Consider the following 24,625-nt stretch of genomic DNA (forward strand, 5'->3'; position numbering starts at 1 on the left):
AGGATACAAAGGTATCAATCAGAAAGAAGGGACAGTATGAAGAAGATGAAGTTGATCAAATCAAAGAAAATGCTGACAGTGCTGCTTACCGCAACGGCGGCGATGGCAGTGACTCCGATGGCGGGGTATGCGGAGACAGTACAGACAAAGCAGATCGTAAATCAATCTTCAGAGGCAACGGTTGAAGTTTTAAGTGGAAACTGCGGACCTGTTGATGAGGAGGGTAATTTTACGGAGTCAACCAAATGGAGTCTGGAAAAGAATTCAGAAGCGGAGGAATTCTATACTCTAAGAATTAGTGGAAATGGCCGTATGGCTGATTTTACAATAAATAACACAGAAGATAACAGACCGTGGAAGGACTATTTGGACTCCATCAAAAAAGTAGAAATGGAATCTGGCATAACTTCGATTGGATCATGGGCATTCAGCAATATGATAAATTTAGAGGAAGCAAATATTCCTCTTAGTGTAGAGAGTTTGGGAGATTGTATTTTCCGTAATGACACAGCGCTTACAACAGTTACATGGCCGGAAAATTTCGAAGCCCCTGAGTTGGTTGATTCAGATTCAAATACAAACATATATAAGGGAAGATATGTGCCGACGAGCATGTTTGATGGATGTACAAGTCTTGGAGAAGGTATAGATCTGGAGAAATGGCTTCCGTCCAGCTTTGAAGGTGTTGGCTGTGCTGCATTTCGCAAAACTATGTTTTCAGTAAATTTTGATGAGTGGTCGAATCTTAAATATATTGGCGCATATGGATTTGCAGAGATACCGAATCTTGACAGTGTCACAATTAAGGACAGCTGGGAGTTTGGAATGCGTGGTGCAAACTCTAATGCATTTAATGGATCTGGTTTAAGAGAAGTAGTAGTAGAAGACAAACGAACAGAAATTCCGAATGCAATGTTTTGTAGATGTAACGCACTGGAATCTATAACATTGGGTAAATCGATTGAAAAGATCGGTACGAATGCATTTTCGGGCACATCAAGTTTGAAAAACATTGATTTAAAGAATGTAACACAGATTTCTGGGTATGCATTCTATGATTCAGGATTAAGGGAGTTAATACTGCCGAAGAAAGTGAGATTAGTGGATGGAAGAGCGTTTGGACGCTGCGCCGAGTTGGAAAAAATATATATAGATTCCGATAATGTGGCATTAAATGGTAATTCATTTACTGGGTGCAGCAGTCTTTCTTATATTGAAACGGCAGAAAACACAAGTGTTGCAATGAATAATTCGTTTAAAGAGACTGGGCAGCCAGGGGAAACAGCAGCAGTAAATCTTGAGGAGATCAACGCAAAGGGCACTATAAGCGGAAGGATTAATGAGCTGACCGGGTTAAAAAAACTGTCCATGGATGGGGATAGCGAGATCGCTAAAAATATTAATCGAATTGCAACAAACTCACTGCAGACATTGACCATCAGTGGAAATAGCTATGAATTTGATGGGTATTGCTTCGCTAAGAACAATGTGCCGGAAAATTTGATTGTAACGGCAAAAAATACAAAGGCTTCTGACAAAAAAGAGGCAGCATTCCGTTCCAATCATGGTATTAAGAATGCCAAATTTACTGGAAAAAATGTTGAGCTTCAGAGCAAGATGTTCGCAGGTTGCGCAAACCTTGATAGACTTGATTTGTCAAAAGCTGAGAATGTTACATTTGGATCCCAGTGTTTTGGAGATGATACTAATACAGGTTATACTGGTGGATCTGTAAATAAATTTAATAAAAATTGTGTAATTTACGTTGCCAATAACAGGGATGCCCAAAAAGCAAGATCTGATTCGGGAATAAGCAATGACGCAGGAATTATTCTTGTTGCAAACGGCGGAATCGTTTTGGATCAGGCAAATGGCATAGACGCTGTTGTAAAAGATGGATATTGTGCAGAGTGGTATGATAATGCTGAATTTAATGGGCATGCAGTAACAACAACGGAGTCAGGGCATACATATTATGCAAAGTGGATCAAGAGCAGTTATAAAGTAACACCGGATTCCGTTGCGTTTGGCAGTGTTGAATATAAAGAAGATGCAGAGCCTAAGACTGTGATCGCGACCAGCAGCAACGCGGAAGAGTTCTCTATCACGGCATTTTGTTCAGATGATACGATTTTTGATATTGGTGTGACAGGTAGGGAAGTTACGATTACACCTAAAACAGATAATGCAGTTGGAAAATATAGTGAAAAGGTGTACATTACCTTAAATAATGGAACGGCCTTTATCGTTCCGGTGACAATGATGATCAAGCAGGCAGAGCCGGCCTATGAAGAGATGCTTCCTACGGGACTGATTGCTGACCAGTGGCAGAAACTTTCTGAGGTAAAAGGCTTACCAAAGGAGTTTAAGTGGAAGAATCCTAAAACCATTTTAAAGGAATATGGGCTCCAGAAGTTTGAGGCAGTATACACACCGGATGATAAAAATTACCATTCTGTAGATTGCATGGTTGAAGTAGATGTCATGCCGGAAGCGCTGGTAATGAATTCCGTACCGGTAATTACTGCAGAGGACATAACCTTAACGGTAGAGGATAAGTTCGACCCGAAGGATGGAGTCACTGCCTGGGATGAGGAAGATGAGGATCTTACAGACAAAATCGAGATCACCTATAATGATGTGGATACCAAGAAAGCGGGACTTTATAAAGTAATCTATAAAGTAACGGACAGTGATGGAGCGACTGTGACGAAGACCATCACGGTTACAGTCAACCCGAAGATGGAGACATTAAATGCCATTCCGACAATCAGCGCAAAGGACGTAACCCTGACCGCAGGCGACAGCTTTGATGCAAAGAAGAATGTGGCAGCTGCGGATGCGGAAGATGGAGATCTGACAGCAAAGATCGAGGTGATTGCAAACGATGTCGACACCACAAAGGCTGGCACTTACCATGTAATGTATAAGATAACCGACAGCAAGGGAGCTTCCGCAACGAAGACGATCACTGTAACGGTAAAAGCAAAAGCTAACACTAACAGTTCCGACAGCGATGATAGTGACGAACCGGCATCCAGTACGACGAGGAAGACAAGCCTGGTATCAGCCTCCACATTGGAAGGATTCTGGAAGCGGAATGAAAAAGGCTGGTGGTTTGAGGCGAAGGACGGAAGCTATCCGAAGTCTTCCTGGAAACTGATCGGCTGGAATGGAAAACAGCAGTGGTATCACTTCGATGAGAACGGCTACATGCAGACCGGTTGGATCAAAGACAATGGAATCTGGTATTACCTGCATAATCAGGCTGACGGAAGTCAGGGACATATGTACACTGGCTGGCATCTGATCGACGGAAAGTGGTACTACTTCAGTGAAGGTATGAAGCAGCCGCAGGGCGCAATGCTTGCAAACACGACTACACCGGATGGATATGAAGTTGGTCCGGACGGGGCATGGACTGGTAAATAAAAATGCAGAATTCATTGAATGGTTTTGCTGAGATGAATTCATAAAAAGCAGATGTAGAGGACAGAACCTGGTATTCTCTGAAAAGGGGATATCTGGTTCTGTTTCTCTATATGGAGAACGCGTAGGAAAAGCTGAACGTGGTCCGGCAGCAGGTGCTGTGTTTGAAGTTAATTCATGTTATCATAACACTATAAGCTCTCGAAAAGCAAAGAGAATGTTTATGAAAGCCAATAAAAAATAGCAGAATGCAAACAGAAAGTTGATATAGGAAAATGCTAAAATTTAAGCGAAAGGCAGTATAGAAATCACGTTTAAATGTGAGGAGCGAAAATGAAGAGACTAAACATCCCGGTAGGAGTATCCAATTTTGAAGAGATTAGAAAAACTGGATCGTACTATGTCGATAAAACTGGATTAATCGAAGAACTTCTAAAGACATTTTCGACACAGGTGACTCTTGTTACCCGGCCGCGCTGATTTGGAAAAACACTTGGGATGAGTATGCTGGCGAGTTTTTTTGATGTTCGGAAGGACAGCAGTGAGCTGTTTGAGGGATTGAAGATCGCAGAAAATAATAAAATCTGCAGAGAGTGGATGAACCAGTACCCTGTGATTTTTCTGAGCTTAAAAGACGTGGATGGTCTAAGTTTTGAGTCGGCAAAAGATATGCTCAGAATGCAGATCGCGGCGCTTTACAATGAGCATTTCTATTTGAAACAGAGTGAGCGGGTAAATGAAAATGAACGGGAAATATTCGGTCAGCTTGCGAATGTAGTGTAGGGCAGACCGACGGATGCCATGCTGAAGATGAGCCTGTCCGTGTTGATGCGGATGATGGAGATGCATTATGGAAAGAAGGTCATCCTGCTGTTAGACGAGTATGATGTGTCGCTAGCGAAGGCGAGTAGTCACAAATACTATGACGAGATGCTGGAGATCATCCGGGCAATGATGAGTACGGCGCTGAAGGACAACACATCCCTGCAGTTTGCGGTGATAACCGGATGCCTTCGTGTATCGAAAGAGAGTATTTTTACCGGGACCAATAATTTTGTTTCTGATACGATCTCTGATACCCGTCTGAATGAATACTTTGGATTTACACAGAAAGAAGTGGACCAGATCCTGACAGATGCAAAGAGGGAAGATCAGCTTGCAACGGTAAAAGCCTGGTATGATGGTTACCATTTCGGTGAATTTGATATCTATTGTCCGTGGGACGTTATGAACTATGTGTCAAGGCTGCAGACGGATCCAAGCGCAAGACCGGCGGGTTACTGGAAAAATACCAGCGATAATGCGATCATCCGCTCTTTTATCGATATGAAGAGCGATACGATTACCAGGAAGATTTTTATCATGCTTTTCTGGCGGGAATCTTTACCGGAGCCGGATATATGGTGGAGTCAAATAGGGAACATGGTGAAGAGCGGAGTGATGTGGTGGTAAAAGATCTCCGGCATGGGGCGGTGTTTTGGAATCGCTTTTTATAAGAGGCGCTGTATGGTAAAAAAAAATAGAGTCCTGGAAGTTCCCCGGTTGTTGGCTGTAATAGAGACTGACGATTGGGGGACTTTTTTGAAATTCGAATGAAAAACAGATAAATAGCTGTGTACTTTACCGAATAAAACAGTTATACAAAGAAACATGACCGTGCTATGATAGATTTAAGAAACATGCAGGGGCAATGAGAAGGTTTCTATAAAGTTGCTGCAGAAATTTATTTACATCAGGAAGAGACGGGAGGCAGATACATGAATTTACTCGATCTATTCAGTCTTCAGGGAACCTTGTTTGCACTGATGATTGTCGGAGCAATCTTAAAGAAAAAGGAGATCATCGATGCCAATGGAAAGAAATGTCTGACAGATTTATGCATCAACGTGGTGATCCCATGTAATATCTTTAAGTCGTGCCTGATTGAATTCAACATGGAAATATTCCGGTCATGCGCACTGCTTTTACTGGCGGCGGTGATCATGCAGGCGGTCTGCCTGATTTTAAATAAGTTCATTTTTAACAGGTATGTGCCGCAGAGAAGGAAAGTCCTCCAGTACTGCACGATCGTTCCGATGAGTGGATTCCTCGGAAATCCGATCGCAGAGGCGATCTATAATGAGATCGGAGTTTTGTATACTTCAATTTTCCTGATCCCTATGCGGATCATCATGTGGTCTGTGGGGACAACTTATTTTGTGGCGGATGAGAAGGTGGATAAGAAGAAAGTCGCGAAGAACGTGCTGACACATCCATGTCTGGTCGCAATTTATCTGGGCTTGATCTGCATGGTGACTCAGGTGAAGCTTCCAGCTGTCATCACGGCGACAGTGAAGTATCTTGGGAATTGTAACAGCGCCCTCACGATGCTGATCGTGGGAACGATTTTGGCGGATGTAAAGATTACAACGATCTTTAATAAAGATACAGCCATGTTTTCTGTATTCCGTCTGATCATTCTCCCGGCAGCAGCACTGGTCGTTGGACTTGGACTTGGACTTGATGCCACATCACTGGGAATCAGCGTTCTGATGACCGGCATGCCTGCCGGAGCTACGGCGGCGATTTTTGCGGCAAGATATGACAGCGACGCCTTGTTTGCAACGAGATGCGTGGTTATGACGACGCTAATGTCCATGCTGACCCTGCCAGTCTGGTGTTATCTGGCAGGGTGAGAGGGCCCGGGCAGGTCGATCGTTTTCAGTTGGGAGAAGAGATAGAAATTTTTGTTCATTTGAAAAACGGCACACCGCATGCGATAGAGAACGGAAAGCTAGGTGGTTGTGCCGGTTCTGGTGAGTGCAGCGTTTGCGGCATCCATAAAGTTCCGGATCGCCTTCCACTGGTAAGGCTGTTCCAGAGAACCGAAGCGGATCTTATATTTGGCGGATCGTCCGAGATGGATGATCCGCATTTTTTTGCGCTGCTCAGGGGAGAGGGAGCTCATGGCAAGGTTCAGTGGGGAGATGCAGGCGCCTTTTCCGGCGGCGCAGAGCTCCAGAAGCATTCCCATATTGTCGGACTGGGTCTTTACGATTGGTTTGAAATTGCCCATGGTGATGAAGTGTCTTCCGAGCTGACCGGCGATGTCTGTGGCGTAGTTTAGAAGGAATGGGCAGTGTTCGAAGATCGAGAAGTCTTCCGGGCTTCTTAACATTAACGGTTCCGGCTGTGAATCTGTCAGTGCAGGGAGATCCTGGACAGAAAAGGAGACAGTGCCAGCGGTGCCATGAGTGAAATCAGAGCCGGAGCAGCAGATAGTCTTTGGAAGATGTAAAAATAGGGAATCTGCTGGGGCGGCATCGGAAATGACCTCATGAAACAGAGAATCAGCAAGCAGAAGGACGACCTCCTCCTCATAGAAATCGCTCAGAGTGATCCCTGGCAGAAAATCCGGGAACTTCGCGATGGCGAGATCGATCTTATGTTCCATCAGGTCTTTTTGTAGTCCAGTGTTCGCATTTTCGATGACCTGGATCTCCATATGCGGGTAGCGGCGCTGGTATTCCGTGATGATCGCAGGCATGATGGCGTGGCAGCGGGTAAAGGAGATGCCGATCCGCAGGATGCCCTGCTCATTTTTAGTCAGGTCGGCAAATTCGTGCTGCATTGCCCGGTATTTTTTCTGGAAGTCTGCGGCGTACTGCCAAAAGATCTCTCCGGCATAGGTGAGCTCCAGGGGAACATGGCGGACGAAGAGCTTGCAGTCCAGCTCCTGTTCCAGATTGGCGATGTGGGTGCTCAGGGTCTGCTGGGTGATGTGGAGAGCATCGGCGGCTTTTGTGAAGCTGCGCTTCTCGGCGGTCATGAGAAAGTAGTCCATGGAAAGAAAGTTCATATAAAACCTCCGGAATATAAAAAAGAAAGGTAACTGTTCAGTAGGTCTGCGCACTTGCTGCGCTGACCGTAAGAAAACCTAGGCTAAAAGGCAAAAATCCATCGGCGTAGCCGATTTGGAATGGATTTTTGCATGTAACTGTGAAGGTACTGAACAGTTACAAAGAAAGTTTAATTGTAAGTGTCGTGCAGAGTCTCGGATCAGCTGTGCTGATCATAAAGGATACGGGACAGCCAGAATGAACTGGGAAAATCGTGGAAAAGAATAAAATCTGTAACTTATATACAGCTTTTTAGCTGTATTATATATCGGAAAATACAGTTAGACAAGTGGAAAATCCAGGCGTATACTATAATCATAAAGGTGGATCAGGATATCTGAACAGGGAACAGCTGGTTGAGGGAATGGTTCACGAAAGAAAATAGGGAAGAGGTAAACATTATGAAGGTACACACCAGTGAGACGGCCGTTCTGGTTGTGTTCGCGGTGACGCTGATCGGGTGCATCCTTGCGGGAATCCCGATTCTGGCAGCGTTGGCACTTGGATATCTGATCTTTTTCGCGTACACTTTGAGCCGCGGTTATACGGTCAGAGATATTCTCGGGATGTCCTGGAAGGGAATCAAGACGGCGAAAAATATTTTAATTACGTTTTTACTCATCGGGATGCTGACGGCGCTCTGGCGGGCGGCAGGAACGATCCCGGCGATCGTCTCCTACTGCGCAGGGCTTATGAATCCGTCGGTAATGATTTTGATGGCATTCCTTTTAAACTGTCTGGTGTCCGTCCTTACAGGAACAGCATTCGGAACGGCGGCGACCATGGGCGTGATCTGCATGACCATGGCGAAGGCGATGGGGTGCAATGAGATCCTGACGGGAGGCGCGATCCTCTCCGGCGTGTTCTTCGGGGACCGGTGTTCGCCGGTATCCACCAGCGCGCTGCTGGTCTCGGAGCTGACCCACACAAATATTTTTGACAATATCCGTCTGATGGTGAGGACGGCCATCGTGCCGCTAATTTTAACCTGTGCCTTTTACGGTGTCTGCGGAATCGCATTTCCGGCGGCGGAAGCCGGAAATTTGTCGCTGACGGAGAGCTTTTCGGGCGTATTCCATCTGGGACTGATTCCAATTCTTCCGGCGGTGGTGATCATGGTATTATCACTTTTCCGGGTACAGGTGCGGATAGCGATGCTGGCAAGTATCATGACGGCACTCGGCGTGTGCCTTTTCTGGCAGCACACGGACCTGTTCCTGATCGTTGGAATTCTGGTCAACGGTTATAAATCTCCGGATCCATCAATCTCGTCCATGATCGACGGCGGCGGAATCATGTCCATGGTGCGGGTGGCACTGATCATCACGATTTCGTCCTCCTATTCGGGTATCTTTGAGGGAACCGGACTTTTAAATGGTTTAAAATCGAAGATGGGCTCGGTGAGCAGAAAAATCACCGTTTTTGGTACGATCCTTATGACGTCCATGGTGGCGGGGATGGTGGCCTGCAATCAGACACTGGCGACGATGCTGGTAGATCAGATCTGCAAGGAACTGGAGCCGGACGCTCAGAAATTTGCGATCGATATGGAAAATTCTGTGATCGTAGTCGCACCGTTAGTTCCATGGTCGATTGCCGGTGCAGTTCCTCTGGCATCCGTGTCAGCACCGCTTACATCGATTGTGGCAGCAGTCTTTTTGTATCTGCTTCCGCTATGGTATTTTGGCGTGAGACTTAGGAAGAAATGAACGAAATGAAAGAAATGAAAGAAATGAAAGAAATACCCCTCACCTTGAAGATGCACTGCATTTTCGGGGTGAGGGGATTTGATTAGCGGAAGATTCCGATGGAACCTTCTCGCTTCGTGAAAAGGCATATTTTTCTGTTGATCAGGAGCGATTATTTTGCAGCCTTCACAGATACAACAGTACCGGAGAATGCGTCAACGGCGCTGACAGTACCTGTGTAGGTTACAGTAACCTTATCGCCATCTTTGACTTCTGCGAGTCCTTCCGGCTTTTTGTCATTATCGAATGTAAATGCGTAGTCCTTTCCGTCAGAGGTGATCGTGAACATAAAGTCCTTGATGTCGCTGATCGTTCCGGTCATCGTGGATTCTTTTTCTTCATCGGCTTTTTCAGTTGTTTCTTTTGCGTCAGCTGTTTCTTTTGCGTCAGCCGTTTCTTTTACTTCAGCCGTTTCCTTTGTGCCAGCCGTTTCCTTTGCAACGGTCGTTTCTTTTACTTCAGCTGTCTCCTTTGCAGCGGCAGTTGTCTGTGCAGCTGTGGTTGCGGTGGTTGTGCTCTGGGAAGAGCATGCGGTTGCTAATGCGAGAACGCCTGCTAAAGCAGCAGTCAATAATAAGTTCTTTTTCAAAATCAAAGCTTCCTTCCTGTACTTGAAATTGTAGTTGCAAGGAAAGAGAATTTGGAAACAGATGTTTCAGATCTCTTTCTTACGTCTACTATTGAACCATAAAGTTGTGTCTAAAGTGTCAATAAAACATGAAATTTAAAGGACAAATCTGAAAGATTTTCTTCAAGCAAGAAAGAAAAACGTAAGAGGTTTAAGAAAAATGTTTCGTCAAAGATACTTTGAGTAAGATGAATGTTGGATATGAAAAATTAGAGAGGTTTGTGTGAGCCGATAGAGCTTTATTCGAAGAAAACACATTCGAAACAGAGGCACCGCAAGGAAAATTTACATAACCATGGCAAAGATATCAGATAGAAAGATTTGAAAGGATTTGTATTTGGATTTTGAAAATTGCAGTCGTTAGGGAGATTGTGTAATGGTCACGGTATCTGCACTCCACCAAGGGGAGCGGAAATACCGTGACTTTTTGAAATTCGCATAATATGGTCGGTGAATAACAGTTACCGCTCCGGCGTGGTTTTCCAGATTCTACCCAGTGTGCGAGTATAGGAATTGGAGAGATGGTGCTGCATTGCCAGAGCTGCTTTTTCAGGCTGATTTTTGAAGATTGCTTCACCGATAGCCAAATGTTCTTTATATACGAGCTTTCCATCAATGGAATTGTTGTAGACAGATTTGACTTCAAAACGCAGATAATGATCCAGGATCAGACTGGTCTGTCGGGAAAACCATCCATTATGGGAAGCATTCGCAACAAGACGATGAAACTGATGATCAATCCGGTAAAGAAGACGACTGTCAAGCGAGGAGAGATTCTGCTTTAATTCGGACAGGCAATCCATGATTGCCAGCTTTTCCTTGTCGGTACCTCGCTCGGCAGCAAGTTTTGCGTTGTGAGATTCCAGAAAAATTCGTGCCTCCAGAATATCTCCGGCATCCTGTTCTGTTACGGGGACAACTTTTACTCCCTTTCCGCGGGCGAAACTGACATAACCTTCCTTTTGAAGCTCAAGAAGAGCCTCACGGACAGGTGTTCTGCTGATACCGAGTTCGGTGCAGATCGCCTCCTGAGAATAGATCGCATCAACGCGGAAACGGTTGTAGAGAATTGCATTTTTGATCAGATCATATGCCTGATTTTTATATGTCTCAGTATGTATTTTTCGAGTCCCAAGAAGACTCTGCTGATTGTCATCCATAAAAACCTCCATTTGAATTTGGTATAGGAACGAAAATGTAATATAAATCAGTTCATTGTCGATGGTGATGTTAGTCGAAACAGGAAACCATGAAATGAAACAAAATGTTTTGGAAAAGCATTACAAAAAGTTCTGTATTTTAATCGAGACAGTAATTTTTTTCAAAAATATCGTATATTTCTTTTAGTATATAAGGAATTTGGCTGAAAATCAACCGCTTTGCCGTGAACTCTTGACAATTACCTATAAAGTTTGTATGATGAGAGCAAGAGATATGTAATGTGTAATATATTTCTGACAAGGAGGCAGAACAGTTTAACACGATCATATCAGTACGGTGTAACATAAAGAAAGCAAAATGTCTGCGTGGCAGTCAACAGATCTTCGGCAGAAAATCAGGGAGCACCAGATAAAAGTTTGAAAAGCGGAAGATCAGCAATTTTAGCAGGAGGGATATGTATGTTAGTAGCGGTATGGATCATTACATTCTGTCTTATCATCGGCATAGGTATTTATGCAGGAACCAAAATTAAGTCTGCAAACCAGTGGTCCGGCGGGGATAAAACAATGGGCGCATTATCACTGGGGTGTGTATTTGCAGCATGGCAGATCGGAGGCATGGCAGTTGTAGGAGCAGCCCAGAATGGATATAATCTGGGAATATCAGGTGCATGGTATTCGATTGCAGGTTCTTTTTATTTCATCGCGCTTGCGGTATTTGCAAAGATCATTCGCGAAAGGATGCCAGGAGAATCGGTTCCGGTCTATCTTCAGACAAAATATGATGTAAGAACGACAAGACTTTATTCATATGCGTGGATCGTGTACGGATTTTTGTATATTCCGATCCAGCTGAAGACTGTATCCAGTATCATTCAGATCGTGCTTCCTGGATTGAATCTTATGGTGGCAATGTTTATTGGTGTCACGATTGCAGTTATTTATACAAGCTTTTCCGGTATGAAAGGTGCATCTGCTGTCGGTCGTGTTGTATGTATTGGTATCTATGTTCTCTTGATATGTTTTGTATTTACAACACTTCCGAAATTTGGAGGATTCAGTGGTCTTTTAGGCGAGCTTCCTGAGAAGTATGATTCCATGGGAAATATGCCGACACAGCGTATTGTTGCATGGATCGTAGGTGGCTGCATCAGTACGGCGGTTATGCAGGCTGTTCTTCAGCCGCTTCTTTCTGCAAAGAGCCCGGAGGCAGCAAGAGTTGGCTCTATCCTTGGTTATGTAATTGCCGCTCCGATTTGTTTCTTTACTGCAATCTGTGGTATGCTTTCCAAGGCAAGTGGTGCCGATCTCGGTGATGGATCCACTGCATTCGCATATGCTATCAAAACCTTCAGCAGTCCAGTATTTGCAGGTATTATTTTTGCATTTGCAACTATGATCATTGCAGCGACAATGGCAACTATGATGTTGGCAACGGGAACCATTATTACAAACGTATATAAAACAGAAATCAATCCGGACGTCGATGATGCGAAAGTTCTGAAGCTTTCAAAAACGATTACGTTTGTATTCGCATATCTGACATTGATCCCGGCATTTCTGATTCCAAGCAAGTCCTTAACAAACCTGTTCCTGACATTACAGCACGTTGCGGCAGCACCGGTGAGCTTCTCGATCCTGGCAGGATTACTTTGGAAAAAGACAACAAAACAAGGTGCATTCTGGAGCATGCTGACAGGAATGATCACAGGTGTGGCATGGATGCTTCTGGGACTTACTGATATTGTTGAAGCAGTATATCCGGTTGTAGTTGTTACTTACGGTGTAGGAATTATTGTTTCGCTCATGACTTATAAGGAAAAAAAATAATTTAGAAAGTGTGAGAATATGGCACAGAATATGAAAAAACAGATTTATATGTGGCCATCCTACTGGGGGAAACCGGTAGCGCATGGAAGCATGGGAGCGGTCAGCTGTAATAATATATATGCAACGAGAGCAGGACTTGAAATTTTAAATAAAGGCGGAAACGCGTTTGATGCGGCAGTAGCGGTGTCACTGACGTTATCTGTGGTAGAACCCCATCATTCTGGTATTGGCGGCGGATGCTTTTCCTTACTGTACGATGCGAAAACTGGGAAAACAGAAGGAATTGACGGAAGAGGGATCGCACCGGCAAAGGCAACAGCTGATCTCTTTATAAAAGATGGTGAAGTGCAGGATGAGTGGAAAGATCTTGGTGGTCAGTCAGTGGCGCTTCCCGGACTTTTAAAGACCATGGATATCGTATTGAAGAAATATGGAACTATGACTTTAAAAGATGTGGCAGCTCCGGCAATTCGTTGTGCTCGTAATGGATTTGGAACAAGCTATACAGGTGCTCTGACGATGTATGACAATTCGGTTGAGCGTAAAATGCGCCTTTCAGAAGCATTTCGAAAACTGTATCTGAAGGAAGATGGGAGTTTCTATCGATTCGGTGAGATCCAGAAGAACCAGGAGATTGCTGATCTTCTGGAGAATATTGCGGAACAGGGAGTTGATTATTTCTATAAAGGAAAAGTTGCAAAACAGATTGTAGATCTGATTAATGATCGTGGTGGTTGTTTTGATGTTTCTGACATGGAGAGTTATGAACCAAAATTCCGCGAACCAGTGAAAACAACATATCGGGGATATGAGGTTGCCGCATTTGCACCGCCGAGCGGAGGCTGTGCACTGGTTGAAATGCTGAACATTTTGGAAAACTATGATGTTCGTTCCATGGGACATAATACAGCAGCCAGTATCCATGCATTGACAGAGTCTATGAAACTGGGATTTGCTGACAGAAGTGTAGCACTTGGTGATCCGGATTTTGTGAATGTCGATGTAGAACGTTTGACAAGCAAGAAATTTGCTCATGAGCGTTTTACATTGGCGGGAGAAAAGGCGGGAGAGTTTGCATCGGCCGATGGAATCGAAGCAAAACAGTATCCTGGAAATACATCCCATTTCGTGGTAATGGATAAAGACGGAAATGCTTTTTCGCAGACACAGACGATTCGAGACTGGTTTGGATGTGGAATTGTTGTCGATGGCCTTGGATTTGTACTGAATAACGCAATGTCCGATTTCTCGGCGGCAGTAGGAGCAATGACAAGTCAGGGACTTGCATATGGAAGTGCCAATGCGATTCAGGGTGGAAAAACGCCGCTTTCCAGTATGTCTCCGAGTATGGTATTTAAAGATGGAAAACCATTCCTTGCAATCGGGGCAGCAGGTGGACCGAGAATTATTACGGGAACTCTTCAGGGAATCGTGAATGCAATTGATTTCGACATGACTCCGGAGCAGCTGGTGAATGCTCCATATATCAATTGCCTTACGAGGGCCCAGGGACTTGAAGTGGAGTATGGAATTTCCGGAGATACAAGAAAAATACTGGAAGAGATGGGGCATAAGATTGTTCCTGTTCCGGTGGATCAGGCGATGAGTACGATGCTAAACAGCGTAATGTGCATTGATGGTGAATTCTATGCGGCAGGTACGAAACGAGTAGATGGCTGTGGCGGTGCGCTTTTACCTGGAGGCCATATTGTACTGGAGGGAGTAAGCCAGGAAGAATTATAAAAAAGATGCGAAGTAATTGACAGAACGCACAGATAGGAGCGGCATGTATCGCGCATCCATAGAAAGAAGACCGGGAGCAGGAAAAATGTTCCCGGTCTTTTTGTAGAAACTTCTGGTAAACAGATATTAACAGCCCCGGCGGGAAATCCCTGCCGGGGCTGTCTGCCTAAGTTCTTATGAGAGAACTGGATTAGTTCTGGTTCTGATTTTTCTCGATCTCTGCCTTCTTCATCGCGCGAACCTTTGTGGAAAGGCCATAGAGGTTGATGAAGCCGGAAGCGTCGTGGTGGTCGTAGAGATCGCCGGTTGTGAAGGACGCGATGCTCTCGTTGTATAAGGAGTACGGGGAGGTTGTACCCTGTTTGATGATGTTGCCCTTGTAGAGTTTCATCTTGCACTCACCGGTTACATATTCCTGTGTGGACTCAACGAATGCCTGTAATGCCTCGCGTAACGGGCTGAACCATTTTGCAGAGTAAACAGCATCAGCGAATTCGTTGTCGATGTTCTTCTTGAATTTTAAGGTCTCCTTGTCCAAGATCAGCTCCTCTAACTGTTTGTGAGCTTCGAGAAGGATGGTTCCGCCAGGAGTCTCATAGACACCACGGGACTTCATGCCGACCATACGGTTCTCAACGATATCTGTGATACCGATACCGTTCTTGCCGCCGAGCTCGTTTAACTTTGTGAGGATCTCGGAGAATTTCATCTTCTCGCCGTTTAATGCGACCGGAACACCTTTTTCGAATGTGATGGAGATCTCTGTATCTTTATCAGGAGCTTTTTCCGGTGTTACGCCGAGTACGAGCATGTGGTCGTAGTTCGGAGCCAGGGACGGATCCTCGAGCTCAAGACCTTCATGGCTGATGTGCCAGATATTGCGGTCACGGCTGTAGCTGTCATTTTTCTTGAACGGAAGCTCGATGTTGTGTTTTGCACAGTATTCCAGCTCATCTTCACGGGATTTGATATCCCAGATTCTCCACGGAGCGATGATCTTCATATCCGGAGCAAGGGCTTTGATACCGAGCTCGAAACGAACCTGGTCGTTTCCTTTACCGGTAGCACCGTGGCAGATCGCAACAGCGCCTTCTTTTTTTGCAATATCAACGAGGATCTTTGCGATCAGCGGGCGGGCCATTGCAGTACCGAGAAGGTATTTGTTCTCGTATGTCGCATTTGCCTTTACGCACGGAGCGATATAATTGTCGCAGAATTCATCAACAACGTGTTCGATATATAATTTGGAAGCGCCGCAGTATTTTGCTCTTTCTTCCAGACCGTCAAGCTCGTTTCCCTGTCCAACGTCGATGCAGACGCAGATAACGTCGTAGTTGTAAGTTTCCTTTAACCACGGGATCAGTACGGTGGTATCAAGACCGCCGGAATATGCTAAAACAACTTTCTCTTTCATAATCAAGTCCTCCGATTTATTTCAGACGTTTTATTTTCGTTGTGCTTCATAAATATACAACTGAATATACGGTATGTCAAGCATAAAATGTATTTTTATAAAGAAATTTTGCATATTATGCATATTAAGTGTATAAATGCAGGCGACAGAGAAGCAGGATGACGAGGTTTGACGATATGAAATATAAAATGTCAGGAAAAGGCGACTGTATATGGAAGAGTGTTGCAGATGGCTGATATCAGATTCAGCAGGCAGAGACCGGTCACAATGACGATTCGGAGACAGATTTATGCATAAAAGTGCCTGAATCATCCTATAGAAACGATAGGAAAAAGCGTTCCAGGATTGACAAGAATCGCAAAATCATGGATAATAATCCGAAGAACGCTGTTGGGTGCGTGCAGGAATTTTCTGAACAGAAGATTCCGTAAACGATTCCGCACAATACAGCGGTGGTCGCAGAGTTTGCCGGTTTGAAATACGGAGCAGAACTGCGGAGAGAAAATCTGGAAGGAATATGTCATGGGACAGTGGAATGAATACCTGGAAGTTCTGGCATCCAAGGCACCGACTCCGGGAGGCGGAAGCGCAGCGGCGGTTTACGGCGCTGTCGGAACAGCCCTCGGCGAGATGGTGGGAAACCTGACGACAGGGAAAAAGAAATTTGCAATATATGAGGAAGAGATCCAGAAGATCCTTGTACGATTACAGGAAGCGAGAATGGATTTCATCCGTCTCGAGAAGGCGGACGAGCAGGCGTTTGAGCCGCTTTCGGAGGTTTACCGCATGAAGGCGGAGACGGACGAGGAGAAAAAAGCAAAGGAAGGGCGGATGGAAGAGTGCCTGAAAGCTGCTGCGCAGGTTCCGATGGAAGTCATGGAGCGGGCGGTCAGCGTGATGGATGATATCGAGTTCCTGGCATTGAACGGCAGCCGGCTTGCGGTCAGCGACGCCGGAGTCGGGATCCAGGGAATCCGTTCGGCGCTTCTCGGCGCGGTCATGAGCGTGTATATCAATACGAAGATGATGAAGGACCGGGAGTATGCCGAAGCAGTGAACCAGCAGGCGGAACTTCTTATAAAGAAGGGAACGGAACAGGCAGACCGGATCTACGAGATTGTGTTAAAGGCGGTAAGAGGATGATTACATTAAAGGGAGCAGAGGTTTCTGCAAAGATCAAGGAACAGGTTCTTTCCATGAACCAGGAATTAAACGGATATGTGCCGACAGCGGCCATCGTCCGGATCGGGGAGCGCCCGGATGACCTCTCCTACGAGAGAAATGTCATGAAACGCATTGCGGCATATGGAATGGAATCGAAGTCTTTTGCATATCCAGCGGATATCAGCGAGGAAGAGTTCTTGGCGGAATTCCAGAAGATCAATGATGATGAGACGATCGACGGGATCCTGTTATTCCGTCCGCTTCCGAAGCACATCAATGAAAAGCGCGCCGAGGCGATGATCCGTCCGGAAAAGGATCTCGACGGGATCTGCGCGGTCAATACGGCAAAGGTGTTTGCCGGTGAGAAAGATGGATTTGCTCCGTGTACGGCGGAGGCGGTTATTGAGGTCCTGAAGGCATTCGACCTTCCGATCACCGGAAAACGCGCGGTGATCGTGGGACGCAGCATGGTAGTCGGACGTCCGCTGTCCATGCTGATGTTAAAGGAAAATGCGACGGTGACGATCTGCCATACGAAGACCGAGAATCTGAAGGCTGTCTGCAAGGAGGCGGATATCCTCGTTGCGGCAGCAGGAAAGGCGAAGATGCTGGATGCGTCATTCTTAAAAGAGGGAGCTGTCCTCATCGATGTCGGGATCAATGTGGATGAGAACGGAAAACTCTGCGGAGACGTCCTCTGGGATGGTCTGGAAGAAAAGGCATCCGCGGCGACACCGGTGCCGGGCGGCGTCGGTGCTGTGACGACGGCAGTGCTGGCGAAACATCTGGCGCAGGCGGCGTGCAGGAAGAGAAAATAAACGTAGGACCGACAGCACGAGGTCTCGCGCAGGCGCGGACTTTGGCTCGTTGTTCGTGTAAATAAAAAATGGAAAAAATTCTCATTTTTCCGCATAAAGCGGCATAAATAAAGGAAAGAGGACCACCGACCCAGCACATCGGCGGTCCTCTTTTCTTGACAGAATTTTGGATAAGAGGTAGGATATTACTACAAATGAGTTAGCAATAACTAACCCTATACTTGTTCAAAAAGTAAATTGCATTTTCTGCACGGCAGAATGAAACAAAAGGTGTGCTGAGGCAGATCGTATTTCATGCACGCGAATCTCACAAATTCTTTTCTGACAGATAGGATAGGCAGGGGAGAAGATCTGCGAACGAATGGATAAAGGACAGTGTGTGCGATCCGAAATGCAGTTATGAAAACATGGGTTAGCTGAAGCTAATTTCAATACCAGGGATGGTGCGGAAAGGAGAAAGGTCATGAAAAAGCAGAAAACGCTTGCAGTTCTGTTAAGTGCGGCGATGGTTGCCGGAGCGATTCCGACAGCAGCGCTTGCGGAAGTGGTGGGAAGTAATTCTGATTCCGGTGTGAAGGCAGCGGAGCTGAGTGAAGATCAGGAGATTGAGGAACAGAATGAAGATTCTGAGGATGAAACTGGTTCCGGATATGTATTGATGAATGTGCCGTATGATGAGGTATATGGGACGGACATTAAGAATGAGACAAAAGTAGATGCTGTCTCATCTGCGACAAAGAAAAAAACGAAAAAAAAGACTTTAGTAAATGGCACTTATCATTCAAAAGATGGAAGCGAGATCAAAGGAGCGATCATTCCGGTACGGGTAGAGGATTTGTCTCTTTTAGATGGATTTAAGAGGGTTTCAGCGTCCAATGCGGAAAAGGTTACTGTCGCCTCGGCAAGTGATTCTACCTATAATGATAATCTGTTTGATGAGGAAGATGACTATACATATGCTGTACTTCCGAACGGTTATAAGCCGAAGGTTTATAAGAAACTAATGGCGATTGATAAGAATGGAAAGCCGGAATTCAGTAAGTTCCAGGGTGAGGAACAGGAAGTCGATACTACTGCAACGATCGTTGCCTGCTCCGGACGGTACCAGCCTGGAAAGAAAGAAAACAAGTCATATCATGGCGACTATGAGATTACGATTCAGGATTATCAGGAGCTGATTGCGTCTTCCAGCAACGCAGTCTATGAGGTGGTTTTAGATACGGATAAGGGGGACAACTACGGGCTTCGCCTTCTTGAAAACACATTCCTTAGAAAAGGAGAGTTGGGATTCTCAACCGGTTTCACAACAAAGAGCAAAGGCTGCGATTTGAAGCCGGATCATTATAAATCGCTTATCGGAAAAACAATCACCAGCATCCGCTTCGTAACGGAAAAGGGAATTTTTGTGATCCCGACAGAACTGAAGGTCGAGAAACAGGAAATCTATGCGCTGATGAATATTCCGTATGACGAGCTTTACAAGAATGATCTGAAGCAGAATGAGATTCCGGTGGATGCGATGACATCTGCAACGTATCAGAAGACACGTACAAAATCACTGTCGAATGGATCTTACCATAAGAATTCAGACGGATCGAAGATCGACGGAGTTACATTCCCGGTTAAACTGATGGTAAATTCTGATGCGGACCTTGAGGGACTGACCCACGTAGGAGATGGCAGCAAGGAACTGACGATCACGACAACCCTTCGCGGAAAACAGCAGACAAACACATACAAAGGAAGAGACACCTTATTTGAGAACGATACCTATGCGTATTATGTTTTAAGCCCGGAGGAAAAACCGGACTTTTATAAAGAAGTTACCGTTGGAAAAGATGGAAATTTTGAGTTCTCTGAGACAAAATTCCAGGATGGAAAGTCCGCTGAAAAATCAAAAGCAACCGCAGAGATCACGACAAAGACGACACGCGGAGATTACCAGATCAATGTGAGCGGACTTGACGAGTCTGTGACAAACAGTTCGATCTATGAAGTGATTCTTGAGACAACGGACGGAACGAGCTATGGTCTCCGCCATCTCGAAAATATCTGGCGCGGAACCGAGCTTGGAATTTACACCGGATATACGAAAGAGAGCCATGGTGTTGATGCCAGCGTGGAGCCGTACAAGGGTATCATGGGTAAGACCATCGATAAGATCACGTACCTCACAAGCGCAGGCGCTTATGAGATCGACACGGACCTTTATGTACCGAAGAAGGATGGCACACAGGCTGAAGTGGCTGACGGAAAGTCCGGAAACGGATCTGTCGCTGTTACGGTGAAACTTCCGGAAGGATTTGATCCGGAGTATCAGGTCAAGGGACTGGAGACATCCTTTGCAGGCGGAGCGCTCACTTATACAGACGCAATGCCTGGAAAGTATACCCTTACAATCTCTGATAAGAATAAAAAGTGGGCCGATATCGAGGCTGATTTTGTACTCAGCAGTGATACAAATCCGGCATACTATAACAGAGATTACAGTGCACCGGCAGTCATCAAAAAAGGTTCTGCAGATGCAGCTGATTTCACGAACTACTTAAAGAACATCACAAAGGTATCGGTCAACGGTAAGGAATATGCGGCATCCGGAAAAGGCGCTGTTGTGATCGTAAAGAGTGACGGAACGATCGATCTTGCAAACAGCAGTGTATTTGATGGCAAAGAGCCGTATACAGTTGTTGTAACATCCACAGGATATCCGAATCTGACATTCGAGATCAAGCAAATGACTTACGACAGCAGTGACTCGGATAGCGGAGAATCCGGAGAACCGGCAGGATCTTCTTCAAAGAAGAAAAATACATCTGCTTCTGATGGAATGACGGCAGGAAGCTGGAGTCAGGATGCAGCGGGAAACTGGTACTTTAAGAATGCCGCAAACGGAAAGAATCTTGTATCTGCATGGGCACATATTGAGAATCCATATGCAGGAGCAGGACAGCCGAAGGATTCCTGGTTCCATTTCGATGCAAATGGTGTCATGCAGACAGGCTGGTTTAAAGACAGCGATGGAAGATGGTACTTCTTTAATCCGGTTTCTGACAGCACACTTGGAAGAATGACGACCGGATGGAACTGGATCAAAGGAAATGACGGCAAGCTTCGCTGCTATTATTTCGAGGAGACCTCCAACGGACACCGCGGAGCCATGTATTCCGGAACGACAACTCCGGATGGTTATACGGTTGATGCGGACGGTGCATGGACAGTAAACGGAATCGTTGTGACAAGATAACATTTGGCGTGTAAAAGCCGGTATAAAAACCTCCTGATCATGGAATCCTAAGGGAAACATGGTTTCAGGAGGTTTTTTATATGTGGGGAATTCTGGTGGCACTGCTTTCGGGAGCGCTTATGAGTCTGCAGGGGATTTTTAACACGGAGGTGACGAAGCAGAGCAGCATCTGGGCGGCAGCAGGATGGGTGCAGATGACGGCGCTTGTGACCTGCGTGGTCTTATATTTCGTTACCGGACGCGGGGAAATCTGGGGGATGTTTTCCATCGACCGGAAGTATATGCTGCTTGGCGGTGTCATGGGCGCATTTATCACCTGGACCGTGATCAAAAGTATGGACGGCCTGGGTCCGGCAAAGGCGACACTGCTCATCGTTGTGACCCAGATCCTGGTCTCCTATGTGGCGGAGGTATTTGGTCTCTTCGGTGTCGAGAAAGCGGCGTTTGAGTGGAGAAAACTTATCGGTGCTGTTCTGGCGATTGCGGGGATCGTGGTGTTTCGGTGGTAGCGCGACGCAAGATATCCTGAAAACGATATGAAAATTTTAAAACGATAGCGCGAGAAGTTTAAAAAAATTAAATATATGGTTTAAAAATTATAAAAACATATTGACAAAATAGGAAATGAAGGGTATGATAGCGCCATCGGATTTGAACAGGAAGTTCAGACGATGAGGAAACACAGGACTGCGGGATGACGGCGGTCGGAAAGGAGATACAGGTATGGGAAATGCTGGAAGAATTGATATGAACAATATGTGTTGTTGCTGTTGCATGTGTATTTCCGGGCGTTTTTTACGGCCAGGAGCTTTGCTGTGCGGTCATGTACCTGTATACAGAAAATAGTTTCCTGTTAATGCCAGAAAATGCGCCCGGAAGTGTAAACGCTTCCGGGTTTTTTATTTGGGAGGAAGAAACATTGATCCAGATCGAACATGTAAGCAAAACCTTTTCAGGAAAATACGGAACCGTCCACGCGCTGGACGATGTGAGTATCCATGTGGAAAAAGGTGATATCTGCGGCATCATCGGATTTTCCGGAGCCGGAAAGTCTACGCTGATCCGCCTGGTAAATGGCCTTGAAACGGCAGACAGCGGAAAAGTCACTGTCTGTGGAAAGGAGCTTTCCACACTGAAAAAGCCGGAACTCAGAACATTAAGAAGAAAGATCGGAATGGTTTTCCAGCAGTTTAATCTCCTGGAGTCCAAGACGGTATACCATAACATTGCACTTCCGCTGATCTTAGCAAAAACTCCGAAAGCGGAGATCGATAAGAAGGTCATGGAAGTATTAAAGATCGTTGAACTGGAAGATAAGAAAGATACCTATATCAGCCAGCTGTCCGGCGGACAGAAACAGCGTGTCGGGATTGCGAGAGCGCTGACGACCGACCCGGAGCTTCTCCTTTGCGACGAGGCGACAAGTGCCCTGGATCCGCAGACGACAGAGTCGATCTTAAAGCTTTTAAAGCGGATCAACCGGGAGATGGGCGTCACGATCCTTCTCATCACACACCAGATGCAGGTCGTTCAGATGATCTGCAACAAGGTAGCCGTCATGGAGAGCGGAAAGATCGTGGAATCCGGAAGTGTTCTTGAGGTATTCGGATCTCCTAAGATGCCGGTCACAAAGCGGTTTGTCCAGACGGTCATCCGTGACCAGATCCCGGACAGTATCGTGAGTCTCGTAAAGGAACAGAAAGAAAATTTCCGCATCGAACGCCTGAAATTCATCGGTTCCAGCGTGAAACGTCCGGTGATCTCCGATATCTGCAAGACGGACGGTGTCGTGGTCAATATCCTCGGCGCAGCGGTCCAGGAGCTGGAAGACAGCGTTATGTGCGTCTTTATCTTACAGCTCATCGGTGACGATGAGAGTATCCGGAAAGCGGAAGAGCAGATCGATAAAAACGGCGTCTTAAGAGAACGAATGGAGGTGGAGTAAGATGGAAGAACTCATGAAAACAAAGATCTTTAAGGTCACAGTGGAACGTCTCCTGTTAAATGGAGGACAGACTCTCTACATGGTCGGCTGGTCGCTCCTTGTTGGAACGATCATCGGTATGATCCTGGCCCTGATCCTGGTCCTCTGCAGAAAAGGCGGACTTGCGGAGAACCGGCCGTTATACTGGATCGTGAGCGCTTATATCAATGTGGTGCGAAGCATTCCGTTCGTAATTTTGCTTGTAACGATCATGCCGATCACACGCGCGATCGTCGGAACAACGATCGGAAGTACGGCGGCGCTGGTCCCGTTAGTTGTTTACATAAGTCCGTATCTTGCAAGACTGATGGAAAACAGCCTGCTTGAGATCAATCCGGGAATCCTGGAGGCGGCTGAGGCCATGGGTGCGACAACCTGGCAGGTCATCCGCTATTTCCTGGTTCCGGAAACCCTGGGTTCCATGGTGCTTGCACTTACAACAGGAACCATCGGACTTCTCGGAGCATCCGCGATGGCTGGTTATGTCGGCGGAGGCGGAGTCGGTGACCTGGCGCTGACATATGGTTATGAGAAGATGAACACCCCGCTCATGATCCTCACGGTCGTGATCCTGGTCGTTCTGGTACAGCTGTTGCAGATTCTTGGAAATACGATTTCCGGAAAGTTAAGACAACATAAATAAAAGAAGAGGAGAGAAAGAATTATGAGAAAAGTAATTGCAGGAGTACTGATGGGAGCGGCAGTTTTAAGCCTTGCCGCATGCGGAAAGACAGAGACAGCAGCTACAACAGCGGCACAGGCTGCTGAGAGCCAGGACACACAGGCAGACAGCACAGAGGCAGCAGCGGACACCACCGGCGACAAGAAAGAGATCGTCTATGGTAAGTCCCAGGGACCGTACACAGAGCTTTTTGAGGCGGCGATCGTTCCGATCCTCGAGAAAGAGGGATATACCGTAAAGGGAGTTGACTTCTCCGACCTTCAGACAGCAGATATCGGACTGAATGACGGCGACGTCGATGTCAACGTAGAGCAGCACACCGCATATATGGAAAACTTCAACGCGAACTATAATGCGGATCTCGTTGCATTAAGCCCGATCCCGACAGTACCGGCAGGCGTATATTCCGCAAAATATAAGTCTGTCGATGAGATCCCGGACGGAGCAAAGGTTGCAGTTCCGAATGACGCATCCAACACCGCAAGATGCTACCTGATGCTTCAGAAGATCGGCTGGATCAAGCTTGCTGATGATGTGGATCCGTCCGCAGTAACCCAGGATGACATCGTTGAGAACCCGCACAACATCGAGTTCACAGAGATGAAGAGCTTAACGATCCCGGCAGCAATTCAGGACTTTGACTATGTAGCGATCACCGGCAGCGTTGTATATAACGCAGGCATTGACCCGTCCACAGCACTTGCAACTGAGGATATCCAGGATCATCTTGTTCTTCAGGTTGTTGTAAAGGAAGAGAACAGGGATGCTGAGTGGGCAAAAGCGATCGTGGATGCTTATCATTCCGACGAGTTCAAGCAGTACATGGAAGAGAACAACGATGGATTATGGTGGATCCCGGACGAGTTAAAGTAAGATTTAAGTTTGGAATTGATCGAGAAAAAC

Annotated in this window: 16 protein-coding genes and 1 pseudogene; 13 read left to right on the plus strand and 4 right to left on the minus strand. The window is 46.1% G+C overall.

The annotated features are described in order from the left end of the window. Positions 1-36: 36 nt before the first annotated feature. From V2546_RS08555 to V2546_RS08565, 3 genes and pseudogenes are all read left to right on the plus strand, one after another. Complete coding sequence (locus V2546_RS08555; RefSeq protein ID WP_329752063.1) at positions 37-3,432, plus strand: leucine-rich repeat protein; 3,396 nt, start codon at positions 37-39, stop codon at positions 3,430-3,432. Positions 3,433-3,762: 330 nt separating this feature from the next. After that, positions 3,763-4,881, plus strand: a pseudogene (locus tag V2546_RS08560) (AAA family ATPase). Positions 4,882-5,186: 305 nt separating this feature from the next. Next, complete coding sequence (locus tag V2546_RS08565; RefSeq protein WP_215703221.1) at positions 5,187-6,104, plus strand: AEC family transporter; 918 nt, start codon at positions 5,187-5,189, stop codon at positions 6,102-6,104. A 98-nt stretch (positions 6,105-6,202) separates the two neighbouring features. On the opposite strand, the gene V2546_RS08570 is transcribed toward V2546_RS08565, so the two are convergent. Further along, positions 6,203-7,267 carry a LysR family transcriptional regulator gene (locus V2546_RS08570; protein WP_215703222.1) on the minus strand — a complete coding sequence of 355 codons (1,065 nt, stop codon included), beginning with the start codon at positions 7,265-7,267 and terminating at the stop codon, positions 6,203-6,205. 441 nt (positions 7,268-7,708) lie between these two features. Here V2546_RS08570 and V2546_RS08575 point away from each other — a divergent pair, with 441 nt between their 5' ends. Beyond that, a complete protein-coding gene (locus tag V2546_RS08575; RefSeq protein ID WP_215703223.1) occupies positions 7,709-9,016 on the plus strand; it encodes a Na+/H+ antiporter NhaC family protein in 1,308 nt (435 codons plus the stop codon). A gap of 151 nt (positions 9,017-9,167) precedes the next feature. On the opposite strand, the gene V2546_RS08580 is transcribed toward V2546_RS08575, so the two are convergent. Both V2546_RS08580 and V2546_RS08585 read right to left on the minus strand, forming a co-directional pair. Next, on the minus strand, positions 9,168-9,644 hold the full coding sequence (locus V2546_RS08580; RefSeq protein WP_215703224.1) for a hypothetical protein: 477 nt from the start codon (positions 9,642-9,644) through the stop codon (positions 9,168-9,170). A 500-nt stretch (positions 9,645-10,144) separates the two neighbouring features. Further along, positions 10,145-10,843 carry a GntR family transcriptional regulator gene (locus tag V2546_RS08585; protein WP_329752064.1) on the minus strand — a complete coding sequence of 233 codons (699 nt, stop codon included), beginning with the start codon at positions 10,841-10,843 and terminating at the stop codon, positions 10,145-10,147. Positions 10,844-11,302: 459 nt separating this feature from the next. Between V2546_RS08585 and V2546_RS08590 the strand changes: the two genes are divergently transcribed. Further along, positions 11,303-12,673 (plus strand): sodium:solute symporter family protein, encoded by a 1,371-nt coding sequence (locus V2546_RS08590; RefSeq protein ID WP_329752065.1) that lies wholly within the window; start codon positions 11,303-11,305, stop codon positions 12,671-12,673. Positions 12,674-12,691: 18 nt separating this feature from the next. Further along, on the plus strand, positions 12,692-14,416 hold the full coding sequence (gene ggt, locus V2546_RS08595) for a gamma-glutamyltransferase (RefSeq protein ID WP_329752066.1): 1,725 nt from the start codon (positions 12,692-12,694) through the stop codon (positions 14,414-14,416). Between the two features lie 190 nt (positions 14,417-14,606). On the opposite strand, the gene V2546_RS08600 is transcribed toward ggt, so the two are convergent. After that, a complete protein-coding gene (locus V2546_RS08600) occupies positions 14,607-15,830 on the minus strand; it encodes an argininosuccinate synthase (RefSeq protein WP_182426766.1) in 1,224 nt (407 codons plus the stop codon). Positions 15,831-16,352: 522 nt separating this feature from the next. Here V2546_RS08600 and V2546_RS08605 point away from each other — a divergent pair. The 7 genes from V2546_RS08605 (at position 16,353) to V2546_RS08635 (ending at position 24,595) form a co-directional block, all read left to right on the plus strand. Next, positions 16,353-16,973, plus strand: coding sequence for a cyclodeaminase/cyclohydrolase family protein (locus V2546_RS08605; RefSeq protein ID WP_118530456.1), 621 nt, complete (start codon positions 16,353-16,355; stop codon positions 16,971-16,973). Further along, positions 16,970-17,812, plus strand: coding sequence for a bifunctional 5,10-methylenetetrahydrofolate dehydrogenase/5,10-methenyltetrahydrofolate cyclohydrolase (locus V2546_RS08610; RefSeq protein WP_329752067.1), 843 nt, complete (start codon positions 16,970-16,972; stop codon positions 17,810-17,812). Before V2546_RS08605 ends, V2546_RS08610 begins: the two co-directional genes overlap by 4 nt. A gap of 463 nt (positions 17,813-18,275) precedes the next feature. After that, positions 18,276-21,056 carry a hemoblobin-interacting domain-containing protein gene (locus tag V2546_RS08615; RefSeq protein WP_329752068.1) on the plus strand — a complete coding sequence of 927 codons (2,781 nt, stop codon included), beginning with the start codon at positions 18,276-18,278 and terminating at the stop codon, positions 21,054-21,056. 80 nt (positions 21,057-21,136) lie between these two features. After that, the gene (locus V2546_RS08620) at positions 21,137-21,565 is read left to right on the plus strand and encodes a DMT family transporter (RefSeq protein WP_142412276.1); all 429 of its coding nucleotides are present in this window, start codon (positions 21,137-21,139) and stop codon (positions 21,563-21,565) included. A gap of 410 nt (positions 21,566-21,975) precedes the next feature. Next, positions 21,976-23,001 (plus strand): methionine ABC transporter ATP-binding protein, encoded by a 1,026-nt coding sequence (locus tag V2546_RS08625; protein ID WP_215703231.1) that lies wholly within the window; start codon positions 21,976-21,978, stop codon positions 22,999-23,001. Position 23,002: 1 nt separating this feature from the next. Continuing rightward, positions 23,003-23,683, plus strand: coding sequence for a methionine ABC transporter permease (locus V2546_RS08630; protein ID WP_182426564.1), 681 nt, complete (start codon positions 23,003-23,005; stop codon positions 23,681-23,683). A 21-nt stretch (positions 23,684-23,704) separates the two neighbouring features. Then, a complete protein-coding gene (locus V2546_RS08635; RefSeq protein WP_329752069.1) occupies positions 23,705-24,595 on the plus strand; it encodes a MetQ/NlpA family ABC transporter substrate-binding protein in 891 nt (296 codons plus the stop codon). Positions 24,596-24,625: the final 30 nt, after the last annotated feature.

It is taken from the genome of Clostridium sp. CM74B_53 (genome assembly GCF_036318045.1).
Lineage (GTDB): Bacteria > Bacillota > Clostridia > Lachnospirales > Lachnospiraceae > Pilosibacter.